General features: G+C 43.2%; 19 protein-coding genes and 1 pseudogene. 4 read left to right on the top strand and 16 right to left on the bottom strand.

The window, feature by feature from the left end:
- Nucleotides 1-90: 90 nt before the first annotated feature.
- Nucleotides 91-966: a LysR family transcriptional regulator gene (locus tag NSQ20_RS16460; protein ID WP_340033034.1), complete on the top strand. Its 876-nt coding sequence runs from the start codon at nucleotides 91-93 to the stop codon at nucleotides 964-966.
- A gap of 30 nt (nucleotides 967-996) precedes the next feature.
- Nucleotides 997-1,414 (top strand): annotated as a pseudogene (locus NSQ20_RS16455) (N-acetyltransferase).
- Between the two features lie 59 nt (nucleotides 1,415-1,473).
- Here NSQ20_RS16455 and NSQ20_RS16450 read toward each other — a convergent pair.
- The 9 genes from NSQ20_RS16450 to NSQ20_RS16410 form a co-directional block, all read right to left on the bottom strand.
- On the bottom strand, nucleotides 1,474-2,664 hold the full coding sequence (locus NSQ20_RS16450) for an MFS transporter (protein WP_340030332.1): 1,191 nt from the start codon (nucleotides 2,662-2,664) through the stop codon (nucleotides 1,474-1,476).
- A 131-nt stretch (nucleotides 2,665-2,795) separates the two neighbouring features.
- Complete coding sequence (locus tag NSQ20_RS16445) at nucleotides 2,796-4,220, bottom strand: 6-phospho-beta-glucosidase (RefSeq protein WP_340030331.1); 1,425 nt, start codon at nucleotides 4,218-4,220, stop codon at nucleotides 2,796-2,798.
- Between the two features lie 28 nt (nucleotides 4,221-4,248).
- Nucleotides 4,249-6,138: a beta-glucoside-specific PTS transporter subunit IIABC gene (locus tag NSQ20_RS16440; protein ID WP_340030330.1), complete on the bottom strand. Its 1,890-nt coding sequence runs from the start codon at nucleotides 6,136-6,138 to the stop codon at nucleotides 4,249-4,251.
- 178 nt (nucleotides 6,139-6,316) lie between these two features.
- Nucleotides 6,317-7,198: a LysR family transcriptional regulator gene (locus tag NSQ20_RS16435; protein ID WP_340030329.1), complete on the bottom strand. Its 882-nt coding sequence runs from the start codon at nucleotides 7,196-7,198 to the stop codon at nucleotides 6,317-6,319.
- 128 nt (nucleotides 7,199-7,326) lie between these two features.
- Nucleotides 7,327-8,082: a carboxymuconolactone decarboxylase family protein gene (locus NSQ20_RS16430; RefSeq protein WP_340030328.1), complete on the bottom strand. Its 756-nt coding sequence runs from the start codon at nucleotides 8,080-8,082 to the stop codon at nucleotides 7,327-7,329.
- 198 nt (nucleotides 8,083-8,280) lie between these two features.
- Nucleotides 8,281-9,255 carry a hypothetical protein gene (locus NSQ20_RS16425; protein ID WP_340030326.1) on the bottom strand — a complete coding sequence of 325 codons (975 nt, stop codon included), beginning with the start codon at nucleotides 9,253-9,255 and terminating at the stop codon, nucleotides 8,281-8,283.
- Nucleotides 9,255-9,746 (bottom strand): sigma-70 family RNA polymerase sigma factor, encoded by a 492-nt coding sequence (locus NSQ20_RS16420; RefSeq protein WP_036615805.1) that lies wholly within the window; start codon nucleotides 9,744-9,746, stop codon nucleotides 9,255-9,257. Before NSQ20_RS16420 ends, NSQ20_RS16425 begins: the two co-directional genes overlap by 1 nt.
- Before the next feature lie 185 nt (nucleotides 9,747-9,931).
- Nucleotides 9,932-11,512, bottom strand: coding sequence for a histidine-type phosphatase (locus NSQ20_RS16415; protein ID WP_340030324.1), 1,581 nt, complete (start codon nucleotides 11,510-11,512; stop codon nucleotides 9,932-9,934).
- A gap of 239 nt (nucleotides 11,513-11,751) precedes the next feature.
- The gene (locus tag NSQ20_RS16410) at nucleotides 11,752-12,174 is read right to left on the bottom strand and encodes a DUF3237 domain-containing protein (protein ID WP_340030323.1); all 423 of its coding nucleotides are present in this window, start codon (nucleotides 12,172-12,174) and stop codon (nucleotides 11,752-11,754) included.
- A gap of 137 nt (nucleotides 12,175-12,311) precedes the next feature.
- Here NSQ20_RS16410 and NSQ20_RS16405 point away from each other — a divergent pair, with 137 nt between their 5' ends.
- Complete coding sequence (locus NSQ20_RS16405; RefSeq protein ID WP_036671164.1) at nucleotides 12,312-13,514, top strand: tetracycline resistance MFS efflux pump; 1,203 nt, start codon at nucleotides 12,312-12,314, stop codon at nucleotides 13,512-13,514.
- Nucleotides 13,507-14,151 (top strand): TetR/AcrR family transcriptional regulator, encoded by a 645-nt coding sequence (locus tag NSQ20_RS16400; protein WP_036615814.1) that lies wholly within the window; start codon nucleotides 13,507-13,509, stop codon nucleotides 14,149-14,151. Before NSQ20_RS16405 ends, NSQ20_RS16400 begins: the two co-directional genes overlap by 8 nt.
- A 91-nt stretch (nucleotides 14,152-14,242) precedes the next feature.
- On the opposite strand, the gene NSQ20_RS16395 is transcribed toward NSQ20_RS16400, so the two are convergent.
- From NSQ20_RS16395 to NSQ20_RS16365, 7 genes are all read right to left on the bottom strand, one after another.
- Nucleotides 14,243-16,504 (bottom strand): glycoside hydrolase family 3 N-terminal domain-containing protein, encoded by a 2,262-nt coding sequence (locus NSQ20_RS16395; RefSeq protein WP_340030322.1) that lies wholly within the window; start codon nucleotides 16,502-16,504, stop codon nucleotides 14,243-14,245.
- A 98-nt stretch (nucleotides 16,505-16,602) separates the two neighbouring features.
- The gene (locus NSQ20_RS16390; RefSeq protein ID WP_036615816.1) at nucleotides 16,603-17,523 is read right to left on the bottom strand and encodes a carbohydrate ABC transporter permease; all 921 of its coding nucleotides are present in this window, start codon (nucleotides 17,521-17,523) and stop codon (nucleotides 16,603-16,605) included.
- Between the two features lie 15 nt (nucleotides 17,524-17,538).
- On the bottom strand, nucleotides 17,539-18,480 hold the full coding sequence (locus NSQ20_RS16385) for an ABC transporter permease subunit (RefSeq protein WP_047844314.1): 942 nt from the start codon (nucleotides 18,478-18,480) through the stop codon (nucleotides 17,539-17,541).
- 177 nt (nucleotides 18,481-18,657) lie between these two features.
- Nucleotides 18,658-20,334, bottom strand: a complete 1,677-nt coding sequence (locus tag NSQ20_RS16380) for an ABC transporter substrate-binding protein (RefSeq protein WP_340030321.1) — start codon at nucleotides 20,332-20,334, stop codon at nucleotides 18,658-18,660.
- A gap of 42 nt (nucleotides 20,335-20,376) precedes the next feature.
- The gene (locus NSQ20_RS16375) at nucleotides 20,377-22,038 is read right to left on the bottom strand and encodes an ABC transporter substrate-binding protein (protein WP_340030320.1); all 1,662 of its coding nucleotides are present in this window, start codon (nucleotides 22,036-22,038) and stop codon (nucleotides 20,377-20,379) included.
- A 121-nt stretch (nucleotides 22,039-22,159) separates the two neighbouring features.
- Nucleotides 22,160-23,899: a sensor histidine kinase gene (locus NSQ20_RS16370; protein ID WP_036615824.1), complete on the bottom strand. Its 1,740-nt coding sequence runs from the start codon at nucleotides 23,897-23,899 to the stop codon at nucleotides 22,160-22,162.
- Complete coding sequence (locus NSQ20_RS16365; protein ID WP_340030319.1) at nucleotides 23,881-25,467, bottom strand: response regulator; 1,587 nt, start codon at nucleotides 25,465-25,467, stop codon at nucleotides 23,881-23,883. The genes NSQ20_RS16370 and NSQ20_RS16365 overlap by 19 nt, the downstream gene beginning before the upstream one ends.
- Nucleotides 25,468-25,562 lie beyond the last annotated feature (95 nt).

Here is a 25,562-nt window from a genome sequence, read left to right as displayed (position 1 = left end):
CTGCTGTTATCTTACTTGAACGTGTTCATTTATTCCAACGCATTATATGTTATGATTTGATGAACTAGAAGGAATGAAGGAATGGTGCAAATGGAACTTCTTCAACTAAAATATTTCCTGACAGTGGCCCGATGCGAACATGTTACGGAAGCTGCGGGAAAGCTGCATGTCACGCAATCCTCCCTGAGCAAAACGATACAACGATTAGAGGATGACCTGGGAGTCCCTTTATTTGATCGAATCGGGAGAAAGCTGCGATTAAACGACTTTGGAAGAACATTTCTTCAGCGAACTGAAAAAGCCTTATTTGAATTGGAACAAGGAAAGCGGGAAATCGCTGACCTCTCCAACCCGGATCAGGGTACACTGCAATTGGCGGTGACTACGGCAAGTACTTTGCCAGGCATACTGCGGGAATTCCGAAAAAATAAACCGGATATTCAGTTCCATGTGCAAATGGTTTCGTTAGAAAACATGTCCAGACTTCTACATCGGGGCGAGGTGGACTTTTGTCTCTCCTCCCCTCCGATTGAAGGTGACGATATCGAATGTCAGATACTATATGACGATCCGATTGTAGTCGCTGTTCCTATGGGTCATCGATATGCAGACCGAAGCAGCATTCAATTATCCGAGCTTAAGGACGAGTGGTTTGTTGGGGTGAAGCAAGGGTATGGGGTTCGTGATATGGTAGATTCCGTATGTCAATCCGCTGGTTTCCTACCGAAGTATGTATATGAAGGTGATGAGCCTGCAAGATTAACCGCCCTTGTGGAGGCGGAGATCGGTCTCGCGTTTATACCTAGCACAGCCAGAACCCCCCATGAGCGCATTAAATATCTTCAGGTAGAGGAGCACCAACTCGTTCGGAAAATCGCTTTACTTTCGCATAAAAACAGGTATATTTCCAAAGCCGCTTTAGAGTTTCGCAGCTTGGTTATGGACTATTTCAGTGCTATGCCATGAGCATATATTTAATCCAGAGGAGATGTCATTTTGATAGTCAAACCAGAAAAATTTGATCATATTTCGGAGACAGAACGGCTAGTCATCCGACCATTACAGAAAGACGACTATGAAAATTGGTTGAATGAGTTTGAAAACCGCTTGCCTTCCCAACAGGGCCATGATAAAGGGAAAATGGATATGAGTGAATGTACACTGGATTGGTTTCATGATCTGGTAGATCGACACCAGGAGTTAGCGCGTACCGATGCGGTTTATGTATTTGGTGTGTTTAGAAAGCAAGATGGTACACATCTGGGTATGATTGATATTGCGACCTTGGCGAGAGATGATTTTCAATGGGGAAGTTTCGGATACAGGTATGGAATTCGAATGCCTACGTAAAGGGTTTATACACGAAAATAATGAATGGACCGATCACTTGGTGTATTACAAAAATTCTAATTAAACGGTTCATACAACTTACTCTAAAACAAGGGAACTTCATATCATGAAGTTCCCTGTTTTCTATGTTTGTTGAATATTCTTCTTTTTGCGATGAAGGGTTACTACTCCCAAACTAACTGCCGAAATCCATAATAGAATTATTGCATTACTTGAGACTAATGATTGCACTGTATCTAGTCGTAATAATTGCGTAATTAACCTTCCTTCATACGGTGAAAGTGTGGCTCCCAAGTTATACGCGATCAGAACAATGGTCGTACCCAGCTTTGCCATTTTGGCGATTTGTTGTGCAAAAGTATGCAATAAATAGGGCATTATACAGCGGAATGAAAACCCGATGATCATTGAGCACACGGTAGTAAGAATAATACTTTGCGAGATCGTCGTAACGAACATCGAGCTTCCAAGTAACAGAATCGATAATGGAACGATATAGTTACCGAGTGTTTTGTATACTTTCCCAAAAGAAAAGCCGGCAACAAAAGCTCCCAAACCTATAAATGCAATCATGTTGCTTCCGTTTGTCGCAGTTCCGATATTTTTTTCTAAAATCAAAGGAGTAATCTGTAAATTATAATTGATGAAGATAGCTACAATCACAAATAATAAGAGACCATAGCCAACCATGACTTGAAGGGCTTTTTTATTATTTGTATGGCTTGGATTCGTGGTGACCTCTTCTCTTCTATTAAGCTCTTTTTTATCAGAAGGAACGAAAATCAGGAATGCAATGAAAATAGGAAGTGCCAGGGCGTAGACATAAAATGATGTGTGCCAGCCCATTTTCAATAGTTGACCAACGAGTAGTGTTAGACAAATGCCTCCTAATCCCTCAAAGGCACTCTCTAAGCCAATTACGGTTGCTTGTTTACCTGGATTTTTATGATACATATCACTGATCATCTGAATGATGAGCCGGTTAAATAAACCTACACCTAACCCAAACAAACAGCGAGAAATGAACAGCAACGAAAAAAGGTCATGATACAATGCAGGGAATACTCCCGCAATGAGAACAAGTCCTAATCCAGTTAGTATAGTTGCTTTCTTCCCAATAAGAAGTTCAAGTCGATTAGCAATTAACACACCAAGAATGACAAATAATGAAGGTATGGTCGTTAATAATCCTACATGTGTTACCGATATCTCTGGAAAATCATTGGCTATCGCAGGAATGTTAGCGGCAATCACTGGACCTGAAGAAATTAATAACGCAACGGACAATAACGAATATGTTTTAAGCTTCTCCATGGATATTATAAAAAACCAACTCCTAATGTTTGTATTTGCTCCATATGGCCGATAGTTAGCCTTGATGCTGCGATAAATGGATAAAGCAGTAACGCATAAGTCGATGACTTCATACGTTACTGCTCAGTCGATTAGAGTTCTTTGCCGTTACTTTGAATAACTTTTTTGAACCATTCAAAGGATTTTTTCTTGCTGCGTTTCAACGTACCATTTCCAGCGTCATCTTTGTCGACATGTATGAAACCGTATCGTTTACTCATCTCTCCAGAACTTGAGCTTACTAAATCGATGCAACCCCAGGACGTGTAACCCAACAACTCTACGCCATCTTCTTCCACTGCTGTTATGAAAGCTTGGATGTGTTGACGCAGATACTCGATTCTATAATCATCAGCAACATATCCCGTCTCATCAGGAGTATCCATCGCTCCTAAACCATTTTCAACGATGAATAGTGGCTTTTGATAGCGGTCATACAAGGAGTTCATTGTAATTCTGAGACCTTCAGGATCGATTTGCCATCCCCATTCACTCGTTTTCAAATGAGGATTGCGCAGTGTCGGAAACAGGTTAGCTGCCGTTTGTGTGTTTACTTCCGGGTCTGCACTGGTTAATCGTGAACCATAATAACTGAACGAAACGAAATCAACCGTATTATTTTTCAAACATTCCTCGTCCCCGTCTTCCATGGCTAAATGAATATTCATTCGTTCTAACATTTTCTTGGCATAGTTTGGGTATTCTCCTCGGGATTGTACATCGACGAAGAAGTAGTGCTCGCGATCTCTTGTCATGGCTTTCCAGACATCATCTGGTGCACATGTATACGGGTAAGTGTTGGCACCTGCTAACATACAGCCAATTTTAATTTCCGGTTTAATTCTACGCGCAATTTCAGTTGCTTTTGCACTTGCGATCAATTGATGATGAGCCGCCTGATACTTCACAGCATCCTCATTCTCACCTTCTTCAAACACTAGGCCTGAGCTGCCAAAAGGTAGATGCAACAGCATGTTAATTTCATTAAAGGTAAGCCAATACTTCACTTTATCTTTATAACGGGTGAAGATCGTTTCACACAGTCTCTCATAATAATCCACCATTTTTCGACTTCTCCACGATCCAATAGTTTTCACCAAATGAATAGGGACATCAAAATGGGTAATGGTGACTAACGGCTCAATGCCATACTTCAAACATTCGTCAAATACATTTTCATAGAATTTCAAACCCTCTTCGTTGGGTAACTCGTCATCTCCATTAGGGTAGATCCGAGTCCATGCCAAAGATAAACGGAAACACGTAAAGCCCATCTCTGCAAATAAAGCAATGTCTTCTTTATACCGATGATAAAAATCAATAGCCTCATGACTCGGATAAAAATGTTCTTGATCACACTCCAACATTTTTAACTGTCCTCGCATGACAGGAACACGATCTTTCCCTGCCGGGATTACATCAACTGTGGATAGTCCCTTGTTGCCTTCTGCATATCCACCTTCACATTGGTTAGCAGCAACTGCCCCACCCCACAAAAAGTCTTTTCTTAAAGTCATTAAAACACACTCCTAACCTGTAGTTTTGTTAAGCTTTGACAACCAACAATGTATTGTTAAAATCAATATTTTGGGGACTAGTCTCTGCGATCACATCCGAGTAACTATACGAATTGGTTACAATAACGGGCGTTTGAGTGACATATCCTTCTTGTCTGATTTTGTCCAGATCAAAAGTTAGCAAGGTCTGTCCTTTTGTAATTCTCTGACCTTCTTCAACGAACGCTTCAAAATATTTTCCGTTCAGCTTTACCGTATTTAAGCCGACATGAATAAGAATTTCGACTCCTTCATCGGATAATAGTCCAATAGCATGTTTCTTAGGAAATAGAGATACAATCATGCCATCAAATGGAGCAATGACTTTCCCCTCGCTAGGTTCAATAGCAATTCCTTTACCCATTGCCTCTGAGGCAAACGCTGCATCTTGTACATCCTGAAGTTGAATAAGCTGACCTTTAAGTGGAGTTGCAATAACAGAATCTTTAATTGTAATGACTTCATCCGCAACCCCACTCCCTTCGTTCGCATTTGAAACAGTGTTCTGTGAAGGTGCATCTTTTTCATATTTCAAACTGAGCAAATAGGTAAGTACAGCAGTTACGACAGTTGTTATAACAAGTGCGATCAAAATGTTATATAGATTCCAGATATTTTCACCAATGTACAGAGGAATCGCCGGGATTCCTGAAGCGCCTGTTGCGTAACGGGAAACATCCATTAGCCCTGCAAATAGTCCCCCACTGGCAGCTCCAATCATACCCGCGACAAGTGGGTATCTCTTCGGTAAGTTTACGCCGTAAAGAGCTGGTTCCGTGATTCCCATCAACGCGGTGATCCCACTGGAAGCTGAAATTTGTTTTAATGCTTTATCCTTGGTTCTCATCCCTACAACTAATGCCGCAACACCTTGACCTATACAATTGATCATCGCCCCAGGACCGAGGATATTCTCATAACCTGATGTGGTGATTTGAGCAATGGATAGAGGAACAATATTATGGTGCAGTCCAAACATAACCAGTATTGGCCAGAAGGTTGCAACCAGGAAAATAACCAGCCAGCTACCATGTGCGCCCAAGAATTCAAAGCCCATCGCTAAATAGGTTCCGAAAAATGACCCCAGCGGCCCCAATACGGTTAAGGCCAGAATTCCCGTTACTAAAATAGTGCACATGGGAACAAAAATAACTTTCACTGCATTCGGAATGATCCTTTTAAACAACGATTCAATATATGATTGTGACCAAACGATTAAGAGAATTGGAACTACAGAAGAACTGTAAGATACAAGAGTTAGCGGGATTCCAAAAACACTTACGTCAGACCCATCCAAACGCAATTGTGTCAAGTTGGGATGGAGTAAAACACCGGCTAAAACGAGTGCTAAGACGGGACTACATTTTAGTTTATTTGCAGCCGACAACGCTAACAAGAATGGTAAAAAGTAGAAAATAGCATCTGACATAAGACTTACGACATAGTAGGTTTGGGAATCTTTTGAAATCCAGTTGAACAAAATAAGTAGAGCGAGTAATGCCTTGATCATACCAGCCCCAGCTATAGCAGGGACAATCGGACTAAATGTCCCCGAGACGAAATCGATTAATTTCCCCAAAATACTAACTTTTCTAGCTTGAGTTGGTTCACCCGATGAACTCGCGTTAGGTTGAAGATGCTTGATCACTTCTTTGTAAACGTCTTCAACATGTGTGCCGATGACGACTTGAAATTGTCCGCCGCTCTCAACCGCATCAATAACACCGTCAAACGATTTAAGCGCTTTTTGATCTGCTTTATTAGTATCATTCAGTGCAAATCTAAGCCTAGTCATACAGTGAGTCAGAGTGGATACATTCTCACTACCGCCCACTTTCTCTACAATATCTTGAGCCAACTTCTCGTATTTCTTGCTCATCCAATAATGCCCCCTCTTGTTGTTGCCATCTAAATGAATGAGACCAAAAGCGCTCTAAATAACTTCTCTTTGCAATAAAAAAAGCTATTTATCTGAAATACATAAAGGCTGCATTCATTACACCTTTAAAATATCATCTGATAAACAGCTATAGCCAATACCTATAATTCATACTTTATTATGCCTGAAAGGCATGCCTGATATGTTCCAAAAAACGTACCTCCGTTTGACTGAATACCTTATGTTTTTTCCAGACAATCACTGTTGGAAACTGAAGTTCCGGTTGAAAAGGTCTGAAGCATAATGTGTCAGACTGCTTCATTGCAAGCGCACCCTCAATACAGATGGCCGTCCCTAACCCCTCCTCTACGAGGTTAAGTATGTTAGATATTAAATTATAGGTCGCAACGAAGTTTAAATGTGCATACTCATCGGCAAACCAGCTTGCAATCTCATTCTGTACGACAGATCGGCTGGATATGAGCAGAGGCACTCCGGCTAAATCGGTTGAAGTGACATATTCTTTCTGGGCAAGAGGTGATGAGGTCTTCATAAGGACTCCCCAGCGTTCCTTCTGGGGCAGTCTGATGAAATCGTATTTCTCAATGTGAATGGGCTCTAACAAAATGCCCACATCGAGCAGTCCTTTATCGATTCGCTCCTTTATGTCATCCCCCGTTCCACTATAGATGTGATATTTAACCTGCGGATACTCCATATTGAAGTCTTTTAATAATTGTAAAATAACATTGGACGTTAATGATTCAACACTCCCGATCGATATGGTTCCTCCGACCAGATTGTTCTGATCTTTAAACTCTTTCTCTGTTTTATCCGCAAGAGTGAGAATTTCTTCTGCTCTTTGACGTAAAAGCATGCCTGCTTCTGTCAGTGTTATTTTACTTTTACCGCGTATAAACAATTGAGTTTCTAAATTTTTTTCCAGATCAGCCAACTGTCTGCTTAACGTTGGCTGTGTCACATGTAAGATCGTTGCAGCATGTGTGATATTTTCTACTCGAGCTACTGTCAAAAAATATCGAAGTACTCTTAACTCCATAATTCCTCCTGATTTACGTTCATTTAAGTGTCTACTGAATCATTCATTTCTTTACTATACCTTCCTTTTAACCAGAAGAAGACAGTTGATTGGGATAATCAACTGTCTGTTGTTTCAAATAAAGAAGATTATTTCTCTGGAATGATTTCATTAACGCAGGCTAAAGCATTTAGTGTTCTAGGAAATCCCATGTAGGGAAGGCAGTGAGTTAGAGCGGTGATCATGGTTTCTTTATTATTGCCAACATTGATGTTACCCTGAACGTGTGCTTTGACTTGACTATCCGCACCTCCGAGTGTACTTAGTATACAAAGAGTAAGCAGCTCTCGTGTTTTCAGATCCAGACCACCACGGGTATAGAAGTCACCAAAACAAAATGCTGAAAGATAGTCCTGGATATGCTTCTGATTTGACGGGGCATTTCCCCGGTTTTTCTCAATAATATCGCCAAAAATCTCTTTTTGAATACCAAGTCCTTTGTCAAAGCGATTATCTTCTTCAACCCGTTTTTGACTTTCAAGAGGCAGTGCAACATTTCGCTCTTTGAACACTTCATTCATTTCCGATATGGCATTTAAGGTTTTGGGGAATCCCAAATAAGGTGCGCATTGATAGATTGCTTCTTGGATCTCCGTTGGAGTCAACCCAACATTTAGCGCTGCACGAGTATGTGCTTTGAGCTGTGGCAACGTTTGATTAGTAGCCAGTACGACCAAAGTAATAAGCTCACGTTGCTTATCGTCAAGAGTGCCTTGATCAAAAATTTCACCAAATATGAAGCGACTTAATATGTCCTGTAACTCAGGATCAGTAGCATATGCCGCTGGAACTCCCTCGCCGAATAGTCTTTTATATGTTTCCTGGCTCTTTTCGATTCGATTCATATTCATCTAACCTCCTGTTTCTTTTTAGTTAAAACTAGGTGTACCCATTTTACATTGAAAGGGGAAAGAATCCATATCCTATTCATATCATTTTATTGCCTAATCCTATCAAATGATTGTTTGTTGATGAAAAAAGCGAACAAAGCACTTGCGTGCCCTGTTCGCTCTTCTTGGTTAAGCCATATTACTGTCTTCACCTTACTCGCCCAAGCTGTTCCAGAATGATTGGAACGCGCCTTTCTCCACTTCCAGGAATGCCGGAACATTACCATAACGAACCATACCTTCTTCACCAAACAGAACCAGTGGGACCTGCGTTTTGTCTTCCAGCGTGAGATAGATGATCTTGCGATCTTCCTTGCCGTAGAGGTTCTCTTCCAACTCTGGGCTCGTTGCGATCGGTTTGGCAGCATTTAGCGATGAGATGAAGCTTTCCAGTGATTCATCCGCTGCTAACGGTTGAAGCTGCTGCAATCCATTATTCCAGCTGTTAAACGTCTCCCATTGCGCCGAGGCGATGTTGCCTTCGAGATGAAGCTTGCCGATCAGGTCGGCACCAGTACCAATAGTGATCCCGTTGTTCTTGTCGAATAACTGAGCATACACCTGACCATCGATCTCGGTGTAAGACATGATGCGGAAATCCTTGTCGTAGCCATTGACCGCATAGATGTCTGCTTCGCCAATGTTGGAAGCAAGCTCCGTATATTTATCCTGGCCGCTCAGTTCATTGATGCCACCAGTTGTAGTACCAAGCTTTTCACCCCGCAGGTTGAGTGCATTTGCGCCTTCAAGCAATGTTGGGGACTGTGTATATACGTTTCCTCCATATACAACCAGTTGCATCATATCAGCCATCGCGCCTTTGCCCTGTGAACTCGGCAACTCCATCTTCGGAATCACGATCGGATCAAACGATGCTCCTGGAGTCACCGCTGCCACCTGTGGTGTTGGTGCGGCTGGTCCATTGAATTGTTGCCATACACTTGGCGCAGCCAATCCAATGCTGGCAGCGATAACAACACTTGCTGCAATGTATAGTGGTTTACGTTGACGTTTTGGTCCCTGATGTTGCGTGTTTAAGGATTGCTCTACCCGTTTTTTCATTTGCTCGTTTGTTTTCATATGATCCACCGCTTTCTTGTAGTTTTGTTTGAATTGTTCTTCGTTCATTACAGTTCCTCTCCTTCCAGCTCCAGTTTTAACAGCTGTCTTCCTCGTTTCAATCTCATTTTCACTGCTGATTCGCTAATCTCCAGGATCTCGCTGATTTCTCGAATCGGATAATCTTCGTAATAATACAGATGAACCACCGATCTATACTTGACGGGCAATGACAGCACAAGTTCGATCAGCGCGTGATCTTCAGGGTTGTCTGTTGTAAGAGGATCGACTCCCTCCAGCTTGACCTCCCGTTTGCGCCAGCCTCTGCCTAATAAGGATTTGCAATGATTGGTGATGACCCGAATCAACCATGCTTTTTGATGCTCCGCATCGTTGAACGTAGGGGCTTTTTCTATTAGTTTGATGAAGGTATCCTGAGTGGCTTCCTCCGCGTCTTCTCGTCTGCCGAGGTGCACCATGGCAATCCGGAACAGCGTATCCGCGTATGTCTCATAGACTTTCATCACATGATCGCCCAGCTGGGGCACTGATCGCTGCATGGTTGTTATGCCCTCCTTTATACCTCTAACACTCTTACGGACGGCATTTGGTCACATTTTGTTTTAGGATTTTTTTACTGGTCCATTTCATTCAAAATGCAAAAAAAGAAAGCAGCTCCATGAAAAGGAGTTGCTTTCTTCATCTTCGTCTTTATTTTCATATAAAATGCATATCGTTTCACCGATTAGAATTTCTTCTGTAAAAGCTCGATATTGTCTTCCAAACTGCTGTCCAAGCTTACGCCTACCTTCTGCAGTTTGTTTTGGTAATATGCTTTTACATCTTCCCACTTATAGTATGGATAGGTCTTTGTTTCGATCGGGAACGCGATCTCTTCTTCATTTCTAAGCATTTTCACGAAAACATCCTTACCATTGGAATAAAGAATCCATTGAATATTTGCTCCCATTGGTGAGATAACCGAGCCATTCCAGTTTTGGGTCACGTCCTGCGGTTTGTCGATACTCACATTAGCTCCGGCGATATCCAGGAATGAAGATAGTGGAATGATGGTTTCTGCGTGAGCAAAACGAAATATACCAGCCGTGTCTTTCTGCTGAATGGACTGGTCGGTAGACACGATCAACTCTTTGACCAGAGGTGCAATGATATTTTGCGGCAGATCCGTTGAGGTTAAAGATGGACCTTTTTCATAGAAATCATTGATATTGTCAATGCTCTCGTACCATTTTAACTGATTAGCCGTGAAATACCGCCCGAATTCGAAGTCACCTTCTCCTTTAATATTCGAAGAAATGATGTAGAGTTCATATAGATTAGAAGCAGCCTCGGTTGGGTTGCTGAGCTTCACTTTTCCCTTCTCATCTTTCAGTTCAAACTCTCCAGCGTTCAGCCGTTGATAGAAGCCTTCAGAGAAAAATTGCAGAAGGACCTCTTTTGCATAACGCGTTCCAGTGTTCTGTGTGACATAATCCTCGTATAACTTAACCCAGTCTCCATCTTCTACGTACTCGTTATACTTCGTAGCCAAGTCGTAGGGCCGTAGATAGGGGTCTTTCCCTTCTTCAAAAGCTGAAGCCAGAATGTCTACCTTGTTATCTCCCAAGCTTTCCTTTAACCCGTCAATAAACTGATCTCTGCTCTGCGGCGTTCGATCTTTGAAGGTTGCTTGTGCAATCACTTTTTTATCCGATGTAAAGAGTTCTTTGAAATTCTGCCCAACTCTGGCCCCTATTCCTTTCAGTTCTTCTCCACCCGTAGTGGATAACAATCCATAATGATCTTTTTCAACCTTCATCAGATTGCCAATTTCCTTCTTCAGCTCTTTGCCCAGATTAGTGATCTGCCCGTCCTTTTCAGCGATGTCGAGCAGTTCAAATAACGTCTTGTCGTACTTGGAACTGGATAGATGTCTGGAACCATGTCTCCCTATGTAGTTAATAAATATGGGTTCATATCCAATAGGAGCTTTTGTGTAACTTGTTTCCTTAAAAGGATATGGCGTTTTGGTACCGCGGTATCCCTGCTGATCATCCATTTTTTGTCCAACAAACACCGATTGGGTGTTGTTATCCCAGTCTACCTCTTGCCCCAAGGCTTCACCAATCGCTCTTGCAGGTACATAAGTGACCCCATTGTAGAGAAATGATTCGCCTTCCACCCTTTGTCCGTTCACAACCACATTAGCCGATTGTTCAGAAACTTCGATCATGCGTTTGGAGCCTGCACCATATGCGTCAAATACACTTACAGACGTTAAGATGGCGAGTGATGCTACTGAAATCCCGATTTTTTTGATCATCATAATGAATAGTTTTCTCCTTATTCCGCCTGATATTGGTTTATTTTCGCTCATCATACTATAGGTGTGAAGTGTCTGCGCCGTATCCATCCTATGTTAATTAATTGTAAAAGAGTACATATAAATATTGACGTAAAGTCTCATACAACAAAAAGAGCCGCTCCTTAGCGACTCTGACTTTTCATTATAAGAAGCTATCTTCTCTGCCATACAATAAAAAGATAATTGCTATTTGCCCCGCATTACAGCGGTTTTCTATATATTTTTATATCTATCCCTGACTCCGTCGGATGACCTTCTCCAATAAGTGTCTCACGGTTCAAGAAGGATAAGGCTTTGCTGTCTGTAATCATTTTGGGGGAAGTACGAAATAAAGAAGTTTTCAGCGTTTTATCAATATTTCCGTTATTTTCGATATAAATTTTGCAGGAATGACCTGTGTTGTCGGTCCCTTGGAGCATGTATCTTGCCGATAGCGTATGCGGGTCACCATTCTTCCCGATGATCTGCGTATCCACTCCTCCACCCAGCACAATTCCCTCAAAGTACTTTCCGGTTACGCTGCCTGTAAAAGTAATCATGACAACCGAATCATCTTCGCTATTCTGTAAATCAAATGATTTCTCAATGTTCACATGTACCGTAAACAATTCCTCTAATTTCACGTGTTCCCACCTCCATATGAATTCAATTATAACTCTACTCACTAAAAAAAAGATTTACATATTTCCTTCAAATCATTTAAAATGGTTTACACAATGTAAAGGTTAACAAGTTGTAAATGAAGGGGTTAATGACGTACATGAGTACATTACCAAAATCAGTTCGCTTTCCACTGTTCATTCTGATGTTAAATCTGTTTATTGCTTTATTGGGGCAAGGGATGCTCATCCCCATATTGCCGGAGTATTTGAAGCTTTTTCATGCGGGAGGCACAGTAGCAGGATTTTTAGTTGCAGCCTTCGGTGCCGCTCAATTCTTCTTTTCCCCTCTCGGGGGACAACTGTCTGATCGATTTGGTCGCAAAAAGTTGATCATTGCCGGTATGTTTCTGTCTGTCATTTCAGATATCATATTTGCGCTGTCGACGTCATTGCCGTTCCTCTATGTCGCACGGTTTATCGGTGGAATCAGTCTCGGTTTAATGGTTCCTGCCAACCTCGCATATGTCGCCGATATTACAACGCCAGAGACACGTGCAAAAGGCATGGGCTATTTCGGCGCAGCTATGAACTTGGGGATGGTTCTCGGACCTGGTCTGGGCGGTCTCATCGCCGAGATGGGCATCCGCATGCCCTATTTCTTCGCAGCGGGTCTGGGACTGATTGCGGCCCTGATGACGCTGCTATTGCCTGAGACACTTCCCCCCGAGAAAAGAACGGTCTCCATCCGTCTTCAAAAAGGAGATCACTTGGGCAAGAAAATCTGGAGTTCTTTTAAAGTCCCCTATTTCAAATACTTGATTGTGTTGCTTGTCATGACCTTTGGTCTCATGAGTTATGAGACAGTATTCGCGCTTTTTGCAGAGCAAAAATACGGATTCGACGCTGCAACAATCTCCATCATTATTACTTTGGGCGCAATTATCGGTATCGTTGTGCAGATCTGGCTTTTGGATTGGTTCGTACAGAGAATAGGTGAAGTTAAGTTGATCCGTCTCTCCTTAATAATCACACCCATAGCTTTATTGTTAATGTTAATTAAGGTCAACCTTGTGTTTCTGTTGTTCGCTTCTGCGTTATTCTTTGCCTTTAATTCGTTTTTACGACCTTCGGTCAGCACGTTAATATCCAAAAATGCAGGAGATCGGCAAGGTTATGCATCGGGTCTGAATACTACATTTTCCAGTCTCGGCACGGTGATTGGGCCGCTGATCGCAGGACTATTGTTTGACAAAAACATAAACTTCCCGTATATTTTTGGTGCAATTATGCTACTCGCTTCTCTCGGACTGACCTTGAACGCATTTCGTTCGAAGAAAGGACAATTGTATACAAGTGAATGAAAACTGGCATCAACAATTGGGAAATAAACATCGTGATGATTTGATTGCAGCAGGTAAGGAGCTTTTTTTGAAATATGGATTGCTCCAGGTGAAGATTAAGGATGTATGTACGAAAGCTGAACTTAGTAGAGTGACCTTTTATAAACATTTCCAGTCTATGGATGAGCTTCTTCTAGCCATTCAGATGCAACTGATCGAACATTTAACGGATGAGGTTAGCCGTGCTTCAACGAAGGACTTAAACGGGCGGGAACAACTCACGGTTATGTTGAATGCATGGGTTGTTTATGCCGAGAATCATCCAGACTACATCCGGTTTATTCAATTGTTTGATATCAACTATGAGATGTATGATTTTAGCCCTGAATTAAGAGAAGAGTATGATAAGTTCAACCAGAACGGGAAAGAAAATCATTTCCTGATGGACGCTTTATCCCAAGGCGTTGTTGACGGCAGTATTAAGAATCCGTCCCCTCCGCTGGATCTGGCTCAGTTTATCTTCACAACGATGATGGGCATGCTCCAGCGCATGGTAACTATTCGTGGTGCTCATGATAATTCATTGGATATGCGGATGACGGAGCAATTTGTGAAGATGCTGCTTCATTTTGTTTGTAGCGAAGAAATACCCGAGTGATGGCATGGTACATGGATCGATAAAACAAAAGTTTGAAATAAAAAACGGATTCCGTATGCTGGAATCCGTTTTTTTCTTCATTAATTAAGCGTTAATCCGTTAGTACGGGTAATTGTCCTCCAGCTTTCAGTTGACCAAGCAATACTTTGATCCCGGCAGACGTATTTGGTTCCTGCTTTCCATACACAGCAATTCCTGAGCGCACGTTCTGCAAATAGATCGTTTCGTAAGGGTTACCGAGAGACAACAGCGTGTATCGCTGATTACTCTTGTTCATTGCATTAATCAAGGTTTGATAATCACTCCACCCGAACTGGCTGGCCACATTGCGGAATTGGTAAGAAGCAAGAATGACATAATTGGCTTTGCCAATCGCCTGGAGCGTTTCATTCATGTTGCCTTGTCCAACAAGTGATATTTCAGTCTTTAACGACAGGTTATTAGCGGCTTGCAACAGTTGTTTCTCAAGCTGTTTCGCCTGTTCCTGCTCGGCTGCGACAATAACAACCCGGTCGCCTTGCTGAATTGGATCAGGAAGCATACCTTTGCGACTGCTGAGTACAGTGACCGCTCGCTCTGCGATTGTCTGCTCCACTGCTCGGTGAGCCTTCGATCCGATGATACCGTTAAGTTGAGTTAGCTTTTGCGCAAGAGTTTGACTGCGTTCAAATAAACCATATTTCGCTTTCATCTCCAAGATTCGTTTCACAGATGCATGTATGGTTTCATCCTTGATCGTTCCATTGTTCACCGCGTTTACCAGCGTTTGATGGGCCGCTGCTGAATCTTTTGGCATAAGGATGATATCAACACCTGCGGAAACGGCGCGTTCTACCGATTGATTCTCCCCAAAATGCTCTGCAATTGCATTCATGGTAAAGGCATCAGACACAATGAGACCTTCATATCCAAGCTCTCCGCGAAGAAGTCCTGTCAGTACCTTTTTCGATAAGGTGGCAGGAATCGGCACACGTTCACCGTCTTTGAGCGAAGTGACATGTTCGTTGTCTATGGCAGGGAAAGCAATATGTGCGGTCATAATCATCTCCACATCATTTTTGATTGCAGCCCGAAACGGTTTTAATTCTACCGCATCAAGCCGTTCTCGGTTATGGGCAAGCACAGGCATACCAAGATGGGAATCTACCGTTGTATCTCCATGTCCCGGAAAATGCTTAACTGCCGCCATCACCCCTGATTGCTGTAGCCCTTTTATTGTTGCCAGACCAAGCCGTGTCACCAAATCCGCCTCCGAGCCAAACGACCGTATACCAATGATGGGGTTATCTGGATTGCTGTTGATGTCCAGCACTGGCCCAAAATTAATCTGCAGTCCCAGTGCCTTCAGCTCCTCCCCTGTCAGCTGACCAGCTGCTTCGGCTAGTGTTGCATCTCCAGTTGCGCCAAGCGCCATCTGACCTGGCAGGTTCGTACCGCCTGGTATTCGCTTAATAACGCCTCCTTCTTGGTCGATGCTAAGAAATAGAGGAATGTCACCTGCTTCTCTTTGTATATCATGTGTGAACGTTGTAAGCTGCGTCACGTCTACAATATTTTTGTCAAAAAGAATAAGTCCGCCCAAGTCCTGATCATGGATCGTGCGTTTCAGCCCCTCATTAACGGTCGTTGTCGCTTTACCATTCCATTGCCTAATGTCGGGCATAAGCATCTGACCAACTTGCTCGCTCACCGTCATATAGGATATCAGTTTGTCCCAATCGTGTGTCCGAATGGCCGCTTCACGTTCGAAGCGAATTACTCTCGCCATAAATACGGCATATTCAGCACGCGTGACAGCTTGATTCGGACGGAAGGTGGCATCTGAATAACCGCCGACCAAGCCGTTTGAACTCATAATAAGAATGGGTGCTGCTGCCCAATGCCTGTCCGTGTCTGTCCATTTTGCGGCGTTCTTACCTTCCACGAGTGCATATGCCCGTGTAAGGAAGGCCGCAGTCTCTGCGCGGCTAAGTGGTGCGTCCGGACGGAAAGTTCCGTTAGGAAAACCACTTGCAAGTCCATTTTTAGCAGCTATCATGATTTCTCGATGGAAAGGATGTGTAGTTGGAACATCGGAATAAGTTGTGCCTTCCACTGCTCTTTGAAGCTGATCTGAATAGAGCTCGCGCACCATAAAAGTGACAGCTTGTGCCCTTGTCACAAGTGCCTCTGGCTTGAAGATCCCATTGCCGTATCCGGCTACTGTTCCCCGTTTCGCCATATACGTGATGCCATCCTCTGCCCACTTTGAATACTTTAGATCAACAAACGTTTCTTCCGCAGCTGCCGTTCCCACCCCTATAAGCATAGAGCCAACAACGGCACCAATAATCGTCATCCATTTTACATGCATTTGTTTCACTCCTGTTGTATTCTATGGATGAATAGACGTTACTACGGTATAGTTTGTTGCGTTTTCATAAGTTCAATGAAATTATATTCAGGTCATGACTATCCCTTCACGCCACCAATCGTCATACCCTGGACAAAGTATTTCTGTAAGAACGGATACACCATCAGAATAGGAACACTTGCAATAATGGTCATGGTCGCTCGAATCGAGGTTGGTGTGACCGCCGTTGCATTGCTTTCGGCAGACTGATAAGCATCACTTGCTGATGAAGTCGCTGAGGTTGTCGAAGTTTGCAGAATCTTCATCAACTCATATTGCAATGTGCTTAATTCTTTATTGGAAGAGTTGTACAGGAATACATCGAACCAGGAATTCCATTGTCCCACAGCTACAAAGAGTGATACGGTTGCCATTGCGGGAATCGTTAGCGGCAGGACAACGCGGATAAATGTCGTGAACTCCCCTGCCCCGTCAATACGGGCTGACTCCAGAATGCCTTCAGGAAGACCCTCAATAAATGAACGGATGACGATCATATTGAAGACACCGATTACACCCGGAATGATATATACCCAGAAGGAACCGATCAATCCAAGGTCTCGAATCAGCAGATAACCGGGGATCAACCCCCCGCTGAAATACATGGTGAATACAAAAAACATCGTAACAAACTTGCGAAGCACAAATTCCTGACGACTAACCGTATACGCGAGCATGGCTGTACAGAAGACGGACACCACGGTTCCAATGATCGTACGCAGCGCCGAGATCAGAGTTGCGTGATAGATATCGGATTCGCCAAAAATGTATTTGTAGTTGTCCAGTGTCCATACACGAGGCCATAGATATATTCCACCCCGAATGGCATCATTTGCATTATTGAAAGATACGGCAATCATATTAACAAAGGGATAAATCGTCACAATCATCAGACATACCATGAAGATGATGTTAAAAGTGTCAAACGCTCGATCCCCGGTGCTGCTATTCCGCAAGCGGGATGTGTTTCCTTTACGCATGGCATAGGCCTCCTTTTAGAATAGTCTGCTCTCTCCCATTTTTTTCGCTATATAGTTCGCTGAGAAAAGGAAGATGAAGCTGACCACCGTTTTGAATATGCCAGCTGCTGTACCTAAGGAAAAGTTCCCCATCCCTAATCCATATTTGAGTACAAAGATGTCCAGATTCTCCGAATAGTCCATATTCATCCCGTTACCCAGCAGATATTGCGGTTCGAATCCGGATTCAAGAATACTTCCCATGTTCATGATCAACAAGATCACAATAACCGGTTTCAAGCCAGGCAGGGTGATATATAACATCCGTTTGAAGCGACTGGCTCCATCAATCTCGGCAGCCTCATATTGCGCCGGATCAATTGCCGTAATTGCTGCCAGATAGATAATGGTGTTCCAACCGACATCTTTCCAGACCTCAGTTGCCCCCAGAATACCCCAGAAGTATTCTCCTTTCCCCATCCATAGTACCGGACTGTCAATCAGGTGAAGCTTCATCAGCAGAAGATTGATAATTCCGTCTGGTGACAGGACTGTTAATACAATGCTGGAAGCAACAACCCACGAGATAAAGTGAGGCAGATAACTGACGGTTTGCACAAAACGTTTAAATATGACATTTTTCAGCTCATTCAACAAGAGAGCCAGCGTAATTGCTGTCACAAATCCCAACACCAGTTTAATGGAACTCATAACGAGTGTATTTCGCAGCACCCGGTAGAAGGTATTGTCTTCAAATAACGTACTAAAATGTTGCCAACCTACCCATTGCTGATCCGAGAAGGACCTTGCCGGTTTGAAATTCTGAAAAGCCATGGTCCATCCCCATAACGGCAGGTACTTGAAGATAAAAGCCCAGATGACAAAAGGAATACACATCCAGGCAAGCGTTCGTTGCTGCACAAGTCGCTTAAAGAACGAGTGTGCTCTGGTTCCCTTCGGACTCGAGGCCGGAGGCATCGAGTTAAGGGAGACATTAGGTTTCTCCACGGTGGACCTGCTCCTTTCCTGTGCTGTTATTCATGCGAGGAGAAGCCGGAGTTTATGCTCTTTCGTCTTCTCCTGCGCATGTAACAGTTTGTTTTAAAGAGATTGTTGAAAACCGGTCTTATTGAACACGCACTTAAAGTGTTCGTATTACCATTTTCCTGCTACACGATCCTTCACAACTTTGGTAATGGTCGCTTCATAACCAGCTTTATCCAATTTGTTCAGTTCAGCCATGTAGGCATCCCACAATTTATCAAAATTCGATGGCGCTCCCAAGATCATCTCCGGCAAGTATTTACGTTGCAAATCATCCGATTTGGTCGTGAAGATCTGTTCAGGTGATCCTTGCTCCAATGCGATGGACCATGCCGGGAACCAAGGCCGCTCTTCCGGTTTGTTAAACAATTCACTAAAGGTTTGGATACCGTAGGCTTCAAGGAATTTCTTATCTCCCTCGGTGTAAGATGCAGCGGCCACTTCCGGCTGGTTGCCAGGGCTATAAGCATTACCATCGGTAAGTGTAGATTCACCGCCATATCGCGGCCAGTCTGATCCGAAGTAAGTGAACCCGAATTTACGGCTCAGCTCCAGATCATCATGAGCCTTGCGTTGATCTTCATTTGCATAATAGAATCGGCCCTTTTCATCCACACTGTACGTCTCATCCTTGATTCCCCATTGCACCAGAACCTGATTCTCTTCCTTCAGCAAATTATCAAAATATTTGATGATACGAACAGGGTCTTTGGCATTCACCGAGATGCCTGTTGCATAGTTGTTGACAAAGCCCGGAGGATCCACATACTGATCCTTAATTCCTTCATCAAACACAATCGGAAGTGGAGCGTAGCGCTTCTCATCAATGCCTGCCGAGAGCAGGTTTTTCGACGCATCTCCAATTTGCCAGCCGTAATTGAAGTATCCTAGCACACGACCCGAAGTCAGCTTGGCCAAATACTGGTCTTTGTTCATCGTAAAGGATTCTGGATCAAGCATGCCTTGAGCATTGATTTCATTTAACTTCTGAATCCATTTTTTCTGAGCATCTGTTCCCGCGACGACTTTTGCTTCATGGGTTGTCATGTCCACCATGACACTGCCATCGTTCGGATAACCGGCGAGATGCATCGCTGGATTTTGCAAGGTGAAGAAGTTATTGGCCACACCCGCAAGTGACACAAATCCGATTGTCTCTGCACCGTCGACAGTTGGATGTTTTTCCTTATAATCCTGAATTAGATCAAAATATTCATCCAGTGTAGTGATCTTGGGATAATCAAACTCTTTGAGCACAGATCGTTGAATCCAGAAAGCTCCTCCGCCCACATTTGGACTACCTGAATACTCACCCTGATTAGCCGTATAAGGCAGGGCATAGATTTTTCCATCTTCGGCATTTTTCATTTTATCGAAATATGGTCCATACACCCTTTTGATATTAGGACCGTATTCCTCAATCAGATCATCCAGCGGAATATAGGCACCTGCATCCAGTAACTTGGACATCTCACCACTGGAGCTAATGACATCAGGATAGTCTCCACTGGCAATCATGACACCGGCTTTTGTAGCACTATCACCTACCAGATATTCCATCTTCCAGTCCACACCCGTCTGCTCTTGCAACGCTTTACCGATGGTAGTTTCGCTTGCCAGAACATCCTTCTTGCCTGGAGAGAACATGTAATACGAGAACGTGACTGGACTGTTCTCATCATCACCTGTGGCTGAAGGCGCTGATGACGAACTGTTTTGACTGCACCCAGCCAGCAAAGCTGTTAGTAATACAGCTAAACCCGCTGTTCTAAATTTTGGTTTTAACATGTGAATATTCCCCCGTTCCGTGTTTTCTCTCGTGGATTACACTCACCATTTGCCAGCTACACGATCCTTAACTGCCTGTGTTATCGTAGCTTCGTATGTTTTCTTGTCGAGTTGATTCAATTGACTCATATATTCATTCCATGTGTTCTCGAAAGTGGAAGGCGAATCCATAATCATTTTGGGTAAATATTTCTTCTGGAGGTCTTCTGCCTTGGTGATAAAAATCTGTTCAGGAGAGCCCTGCTCCAGTGCAATAGACCAAGCAGGAGACCAAGGACGCTCATCCGGTGTGCTGAATAATTCTGTAAATGTCTCCACACCATATTTCTCTAACAAAAGCTTGTCACCGTCCGTGTAGCTAAAAGTGGCGACTTCTGGTTGATTGCCCGGCCCATAGGCGTTGCCATCCTCCAGTACGGAGTTATTCCCGTAACGAGGCCAGCTGTAATTAAAATAGTCAAAGCCGAATTTACGACTTAATTCCGGATCTTCATGTGCTTTGCGTTGGTCATCATTTTCAAAGTAAAAGCGGCCCTCATCATTCACACTATACGTCTCGTTCTCAACACCCCATTGAACCAGAATCTGGTTTTCTTCCTTAAGCAAATTATCAAAATATTTAATAATTCGCACGGGATCCTTGGCATTTACGGTAATTCCGACACCGTAGTTGTTCACAAAACCTGGCGGGTCCACATACTGGTCTTTGACACTGTCATCAAATACGATCGGTAGAGATACGTATCGTTTATCGTCAATACCAGCCTTCTTGAGGTTGTTCGTTGCGTCTCCAACCTGCCAGGAGTAACTGAAATATCCCAGCACCCGACCGGATGTCAACTTGGCGAGATACTGATCCTGGTTCATTGTGAAGGATTCTGGATCAAACATCCCCTGTGCGTTAACCTCGCTCAGCTTCTGAATCCATTGTTTTTGATAATCAGATCCGGCTACCAGTTTGGCTTCATGACTCTGCATATCCACCATCACACTGCCATCGTTTGGATAACCTGCCAGATGCATAGCTGGATTTAGCAGGGTGAAAAAGCTGCCCGATTCACCCGCAAGTGTAGCGAAGCCGATAGTTTCTTTTCCATCGATCTGCGGATGCTTTTGCTTGTATTGCTCAATCAAGTCAAAATATTCGTCCAGCGTTTTGATCTTGGGATAGTTAAACTCTTTTAACACAGCACGCTGAAAATAAAAGCCGGTCTGAAAATTAGGCTCTGACACATAACCGATGTTGGCAGTGTATGGCAAGAAATAGATCTTTCCATCCTCCTGTCTGAATTTGTCCATATAAGACCCGTATACTCGCTTGATGTTAGGCCCGTATTGATCGATCAGTTCATCCAGCGAGATAAAAGATCCTGCATCCATCAATTTGGCCATTTCACCACTGGAGTCGATGATATCGGGGTAATCACCACTCGCAATCATTACACCTGCCTTGGTTGCACCGTCACCGACCAGATATTCCATCTTCCAGTCAACGCCTGTTTGTTCCTGTAGCTTCTTGCCAATGGTCGTGTTGCTTGCCAGAATGTCCTTCTTGCCACCGCCAAACGTGAAATATTTAAAGGTGACCGGGGTGTTGTCATTACTGTCAGGATAAGAGGCTTCCGGGCTGGCTTTATTACAACCTGCCAGGGTTACAGCCAGTAAAATGGCCAGACCTGTTATAATGTTTTTTTTTCTAAACATGTAGCAAATGCCCCCTTAACGTATTGTTTGTGTCTTTAAGCCTTCTCAATATATCAAGATAGCGCTTTCAAAGTTACCCATGAAAGTGTACCTCCTACTTAGAAAAGTATATCCCTCGTATTTAGTCGCCTGGCATGGCTGATGGATCAAGTGGAAGCTTAATTTGGATACGCGTACCTTCTCCTTCCCATGTCTGGATGTCGAATGTAAAGTGATTTTTATAACAAAGTTTTAAGCGACTATACGCATTTTTCATGCCAACATGCTCTCCCATATCGGTGTTTTGATCCAGGTAACTTAACAACTCTTCTAATTTTGCTTGTGACATCCCTATACCGTTATCCGTTAGTCTGATATGGAGCTGTTCATTTTCCATTGAAACAAAGAGTTGAATGATGCCTACACCCGGAGATGACTCAATTCCATGAATACTTGCATTCTCAACAAAGGGAAGGATAACCATCTTGGGGATTCGGTACATCAGTACCGCAGGATCTGCTTCAATGGTATATTGGAGTTTTTCTCCAAAGCGGTATTTCTGAATTTGCAAAAAACTCTCGATGAGTTCCAATTCTTCCTTCACTGTCACATCATTCTGATTCCAACTAATCGACTTGCGAAACATCTTGGCCATGTTATGCACGATTTTGGCAGTCTCTTTCTCACCTTTGATGAGGCTCCGCATACGTACCGACTCCAGCGTATTAAACAAAAAATGTGGGTTGATCTGACTATGGAGCGCATGAAGTTGTGCTTCCTGCTGCTTCAACTCCAGGTCTTTCTTTTGGATGTCGGCGAGATATACCTCATGAATCAGGTTATGGATCGTCTCGGTCATTCGATTAAATTCCATCGTGAGTTGACCTATTTCATCTCTTGCATCTTCAGGCGGAATCGTCTGGAAATTCTGTGTTTTTACTTTTTTCATATGTTTTAGAATACGCACCAGCCTGACATGGATGGATCTGGACATCGCCGCGATGATAATAGAAGGCAGGACAAAATTAATGCAAGCCAGCCATACGACGAAGGAACGGGACTTCCGCACCTCCTTCAACACAATTTCTTCATCCATCACTCCATGCAGGGACCACCCTTCCAGATAGTTAATACCTGTATACGTAATCTCAAAGGGAATCATTTTGTTTGGAAACTGGATCTCGCTGTAACGTTTCCCTATCTGAGCTTCTTCTGCTGTAGGATCATTTGAAAATTGGATGTGTCCCCCCGGATCAAGAAGATACACTTTTCCATCAAATCCGCTGTTGTGAAAATACTGCTTGATCATATCCATATTCAGGTCAATTTTAAGTAACTGCTCTCTCCCCCCAGTGTCCAGATTGTCGAGCCTTTGAACCAGACTTAACATCTGATCCGATGAGATCAATGCCGGATAAGGGGCGGAGTATGCCTGAAATTGAACGTACCAGTCCGAGTTGCGGACATCGTCAGTTAAACGATCAATATAACCGGAAGATAAAATGGTAGAATTATCGGTATACACTTGATACCAGCGAATTCCCTGATTCATTTGACCGGAGAATTGCCCTTTTAGATAGGAATTATAAGCGTCAATATACTCAAAATGACTCTGAAATGAACGGGAGATGGTGTCATTGAATACAGGGTCAGTATATAACGAATAAGAGAGGCCGACGCCCTGATCAATGGTTACTCGCAGGTCGTTCTTCAGATTGTTCAAGGCCATGCCTGCATCACGAGTTTTCTGACTACGAATATTGGCGGATGTGACATTGTAGAACACCACATTGGTGACAACGATGGGAATAAATACAGATAAGACATACATAAGCAGTAGCTTATCTCGAAGCTTCATGTAATTCAGGTTCCATCTTGGCATTGTGCACCTCGCTGCTCATTTCCCATAAGGAGATTGCGATACTCTGTAGGCGATAACTTAACCAGTTTCTCAAACTGGGTTACAAAATAATCCGCATTCTGAAATCCTACACGTGCAGCAACCTCGTACATTCTCAGATCCGTCTGGCGCAATAACTTCTTCGCTTCATGAATCCGCAGGTTGAGCAGATAGTCATTGAAATATTGATTGTAGCTTTTGCGGAATAATCGCCCAAGATAAACGGGATTCATATAGAAGAGCGCAGCAATGCTTTTGAGATTGATGTTCTCGGTATAATTTGCATCAATATATCGTTTGATCTTGCTGATATCCCCTTTGGATCGTTCCATCCGCAGATGAGAGACATAATCCTCGGCTTCCTCCAGCGCGATGAGAAAAGCATCTTTCAATAGTCGTAAATTCCAACCTTCATGACTTTGTTGTGCCAGCTCCTTCAGTTGTTGCAACCCTTCATCATTACCACCCATTTCGTGGACCACAGCGAGAATACCCGTTATATAACGCAAAAGAGAACCCGATACAGCCTGAGAAGAAAATCGATTCATATGAAACAATTTGAATTTCTCTTCTACAATCTTGTGGTAAGCTGACCTATTCCCCTCTTCCAGGCTCAGAATTAATTGATCCACCTCGTCCTGGTATACATTGAAAACAAACAGTGGTTTGTCCTTGATTTCCGTATAACGTACGACACCACCAGTTTCAGCATATTTATGCTTGGCTGCTTCTTCAGCCGCCATAAGGGATTGTGTGACATCACCAATTTCTTTGACAAGTGTTCCTGCGTAAAGACCGATATCCAGGTTGAACCTTTTGCTCAGTGTTATATGAATATTATGCAGGTTATCCTGTAACGCCGAGTCTCCTTGATGATGATCAGGCCACAACAGTAATAAAGCAAACGTGCCGCGTTGTTGCTCACTGATGAACATTTTACATAAATTACTCTCCAGAGAATGTACTGCTTCACGTAGCTGTTCAATCGTAATTTTAATTGCATCTAATCCGGTCTGAAGTTCAATCAAAGTTATGAGCAGACTGGAGTTACGATTGATGCCAAGCATCTCGGCATATCGATGTTCATCCTCCTTCTGTACATGGCCTTTGATCACATCCTCCAGCATGATGTTACTGGCCTGTCCCTCAGTCCAAAGAATATGTTTTCTTTTATTGCAAATCAGATTAGCTGACTTCTGCAACGTCGCCGTCAGTTCTTCATCATCAATAGGCTTCAGGATATAGTCATGAACACCGTACCTGATTGCCTGCTGTGCATATTTGAAGTCATGATAACCACTGATGATAATGAACACAGGTTCCAGATGTGGTATTTTCTCTACGGCACGTATCAGTTCCAGTCCATCCAGGATTGGCATACGGATATCTGTAATAATCACGTCTGGTTGCAGGCATTTAATCAGATTTAATGCCTCTACACCGTTCTCTGCCTCTCCGATAATCTCCATATTAAGATCCATCCAATTTATGAGTTCATACAGCCCCTTTCGTATATACATCTCGTCATCTACCAGTAATACTTTTAACATCCGTGTGTCCCCTTTCCTCCAACGAAAATAAACCGCCGGTAGCGTGTCTCCCTATCGGCGGAATCTAATATGGTGACTGTTGTAGTTATTGCATA

Origin of the sequence: Paenibacillus sp. FSL K6-1122, from assembly GCF_037977015.1 — a bacterium.
Classification (GTDB): domain Bacteria; phylum Bacillota; class Bacilli; order Paenibacillales; family Paenibacillaceae; genus Paenibacillus; species Paenibacillus amylolyticus.
This window is presented reverse-complemented; position numbering and strand designations above follow the sequence as displayed.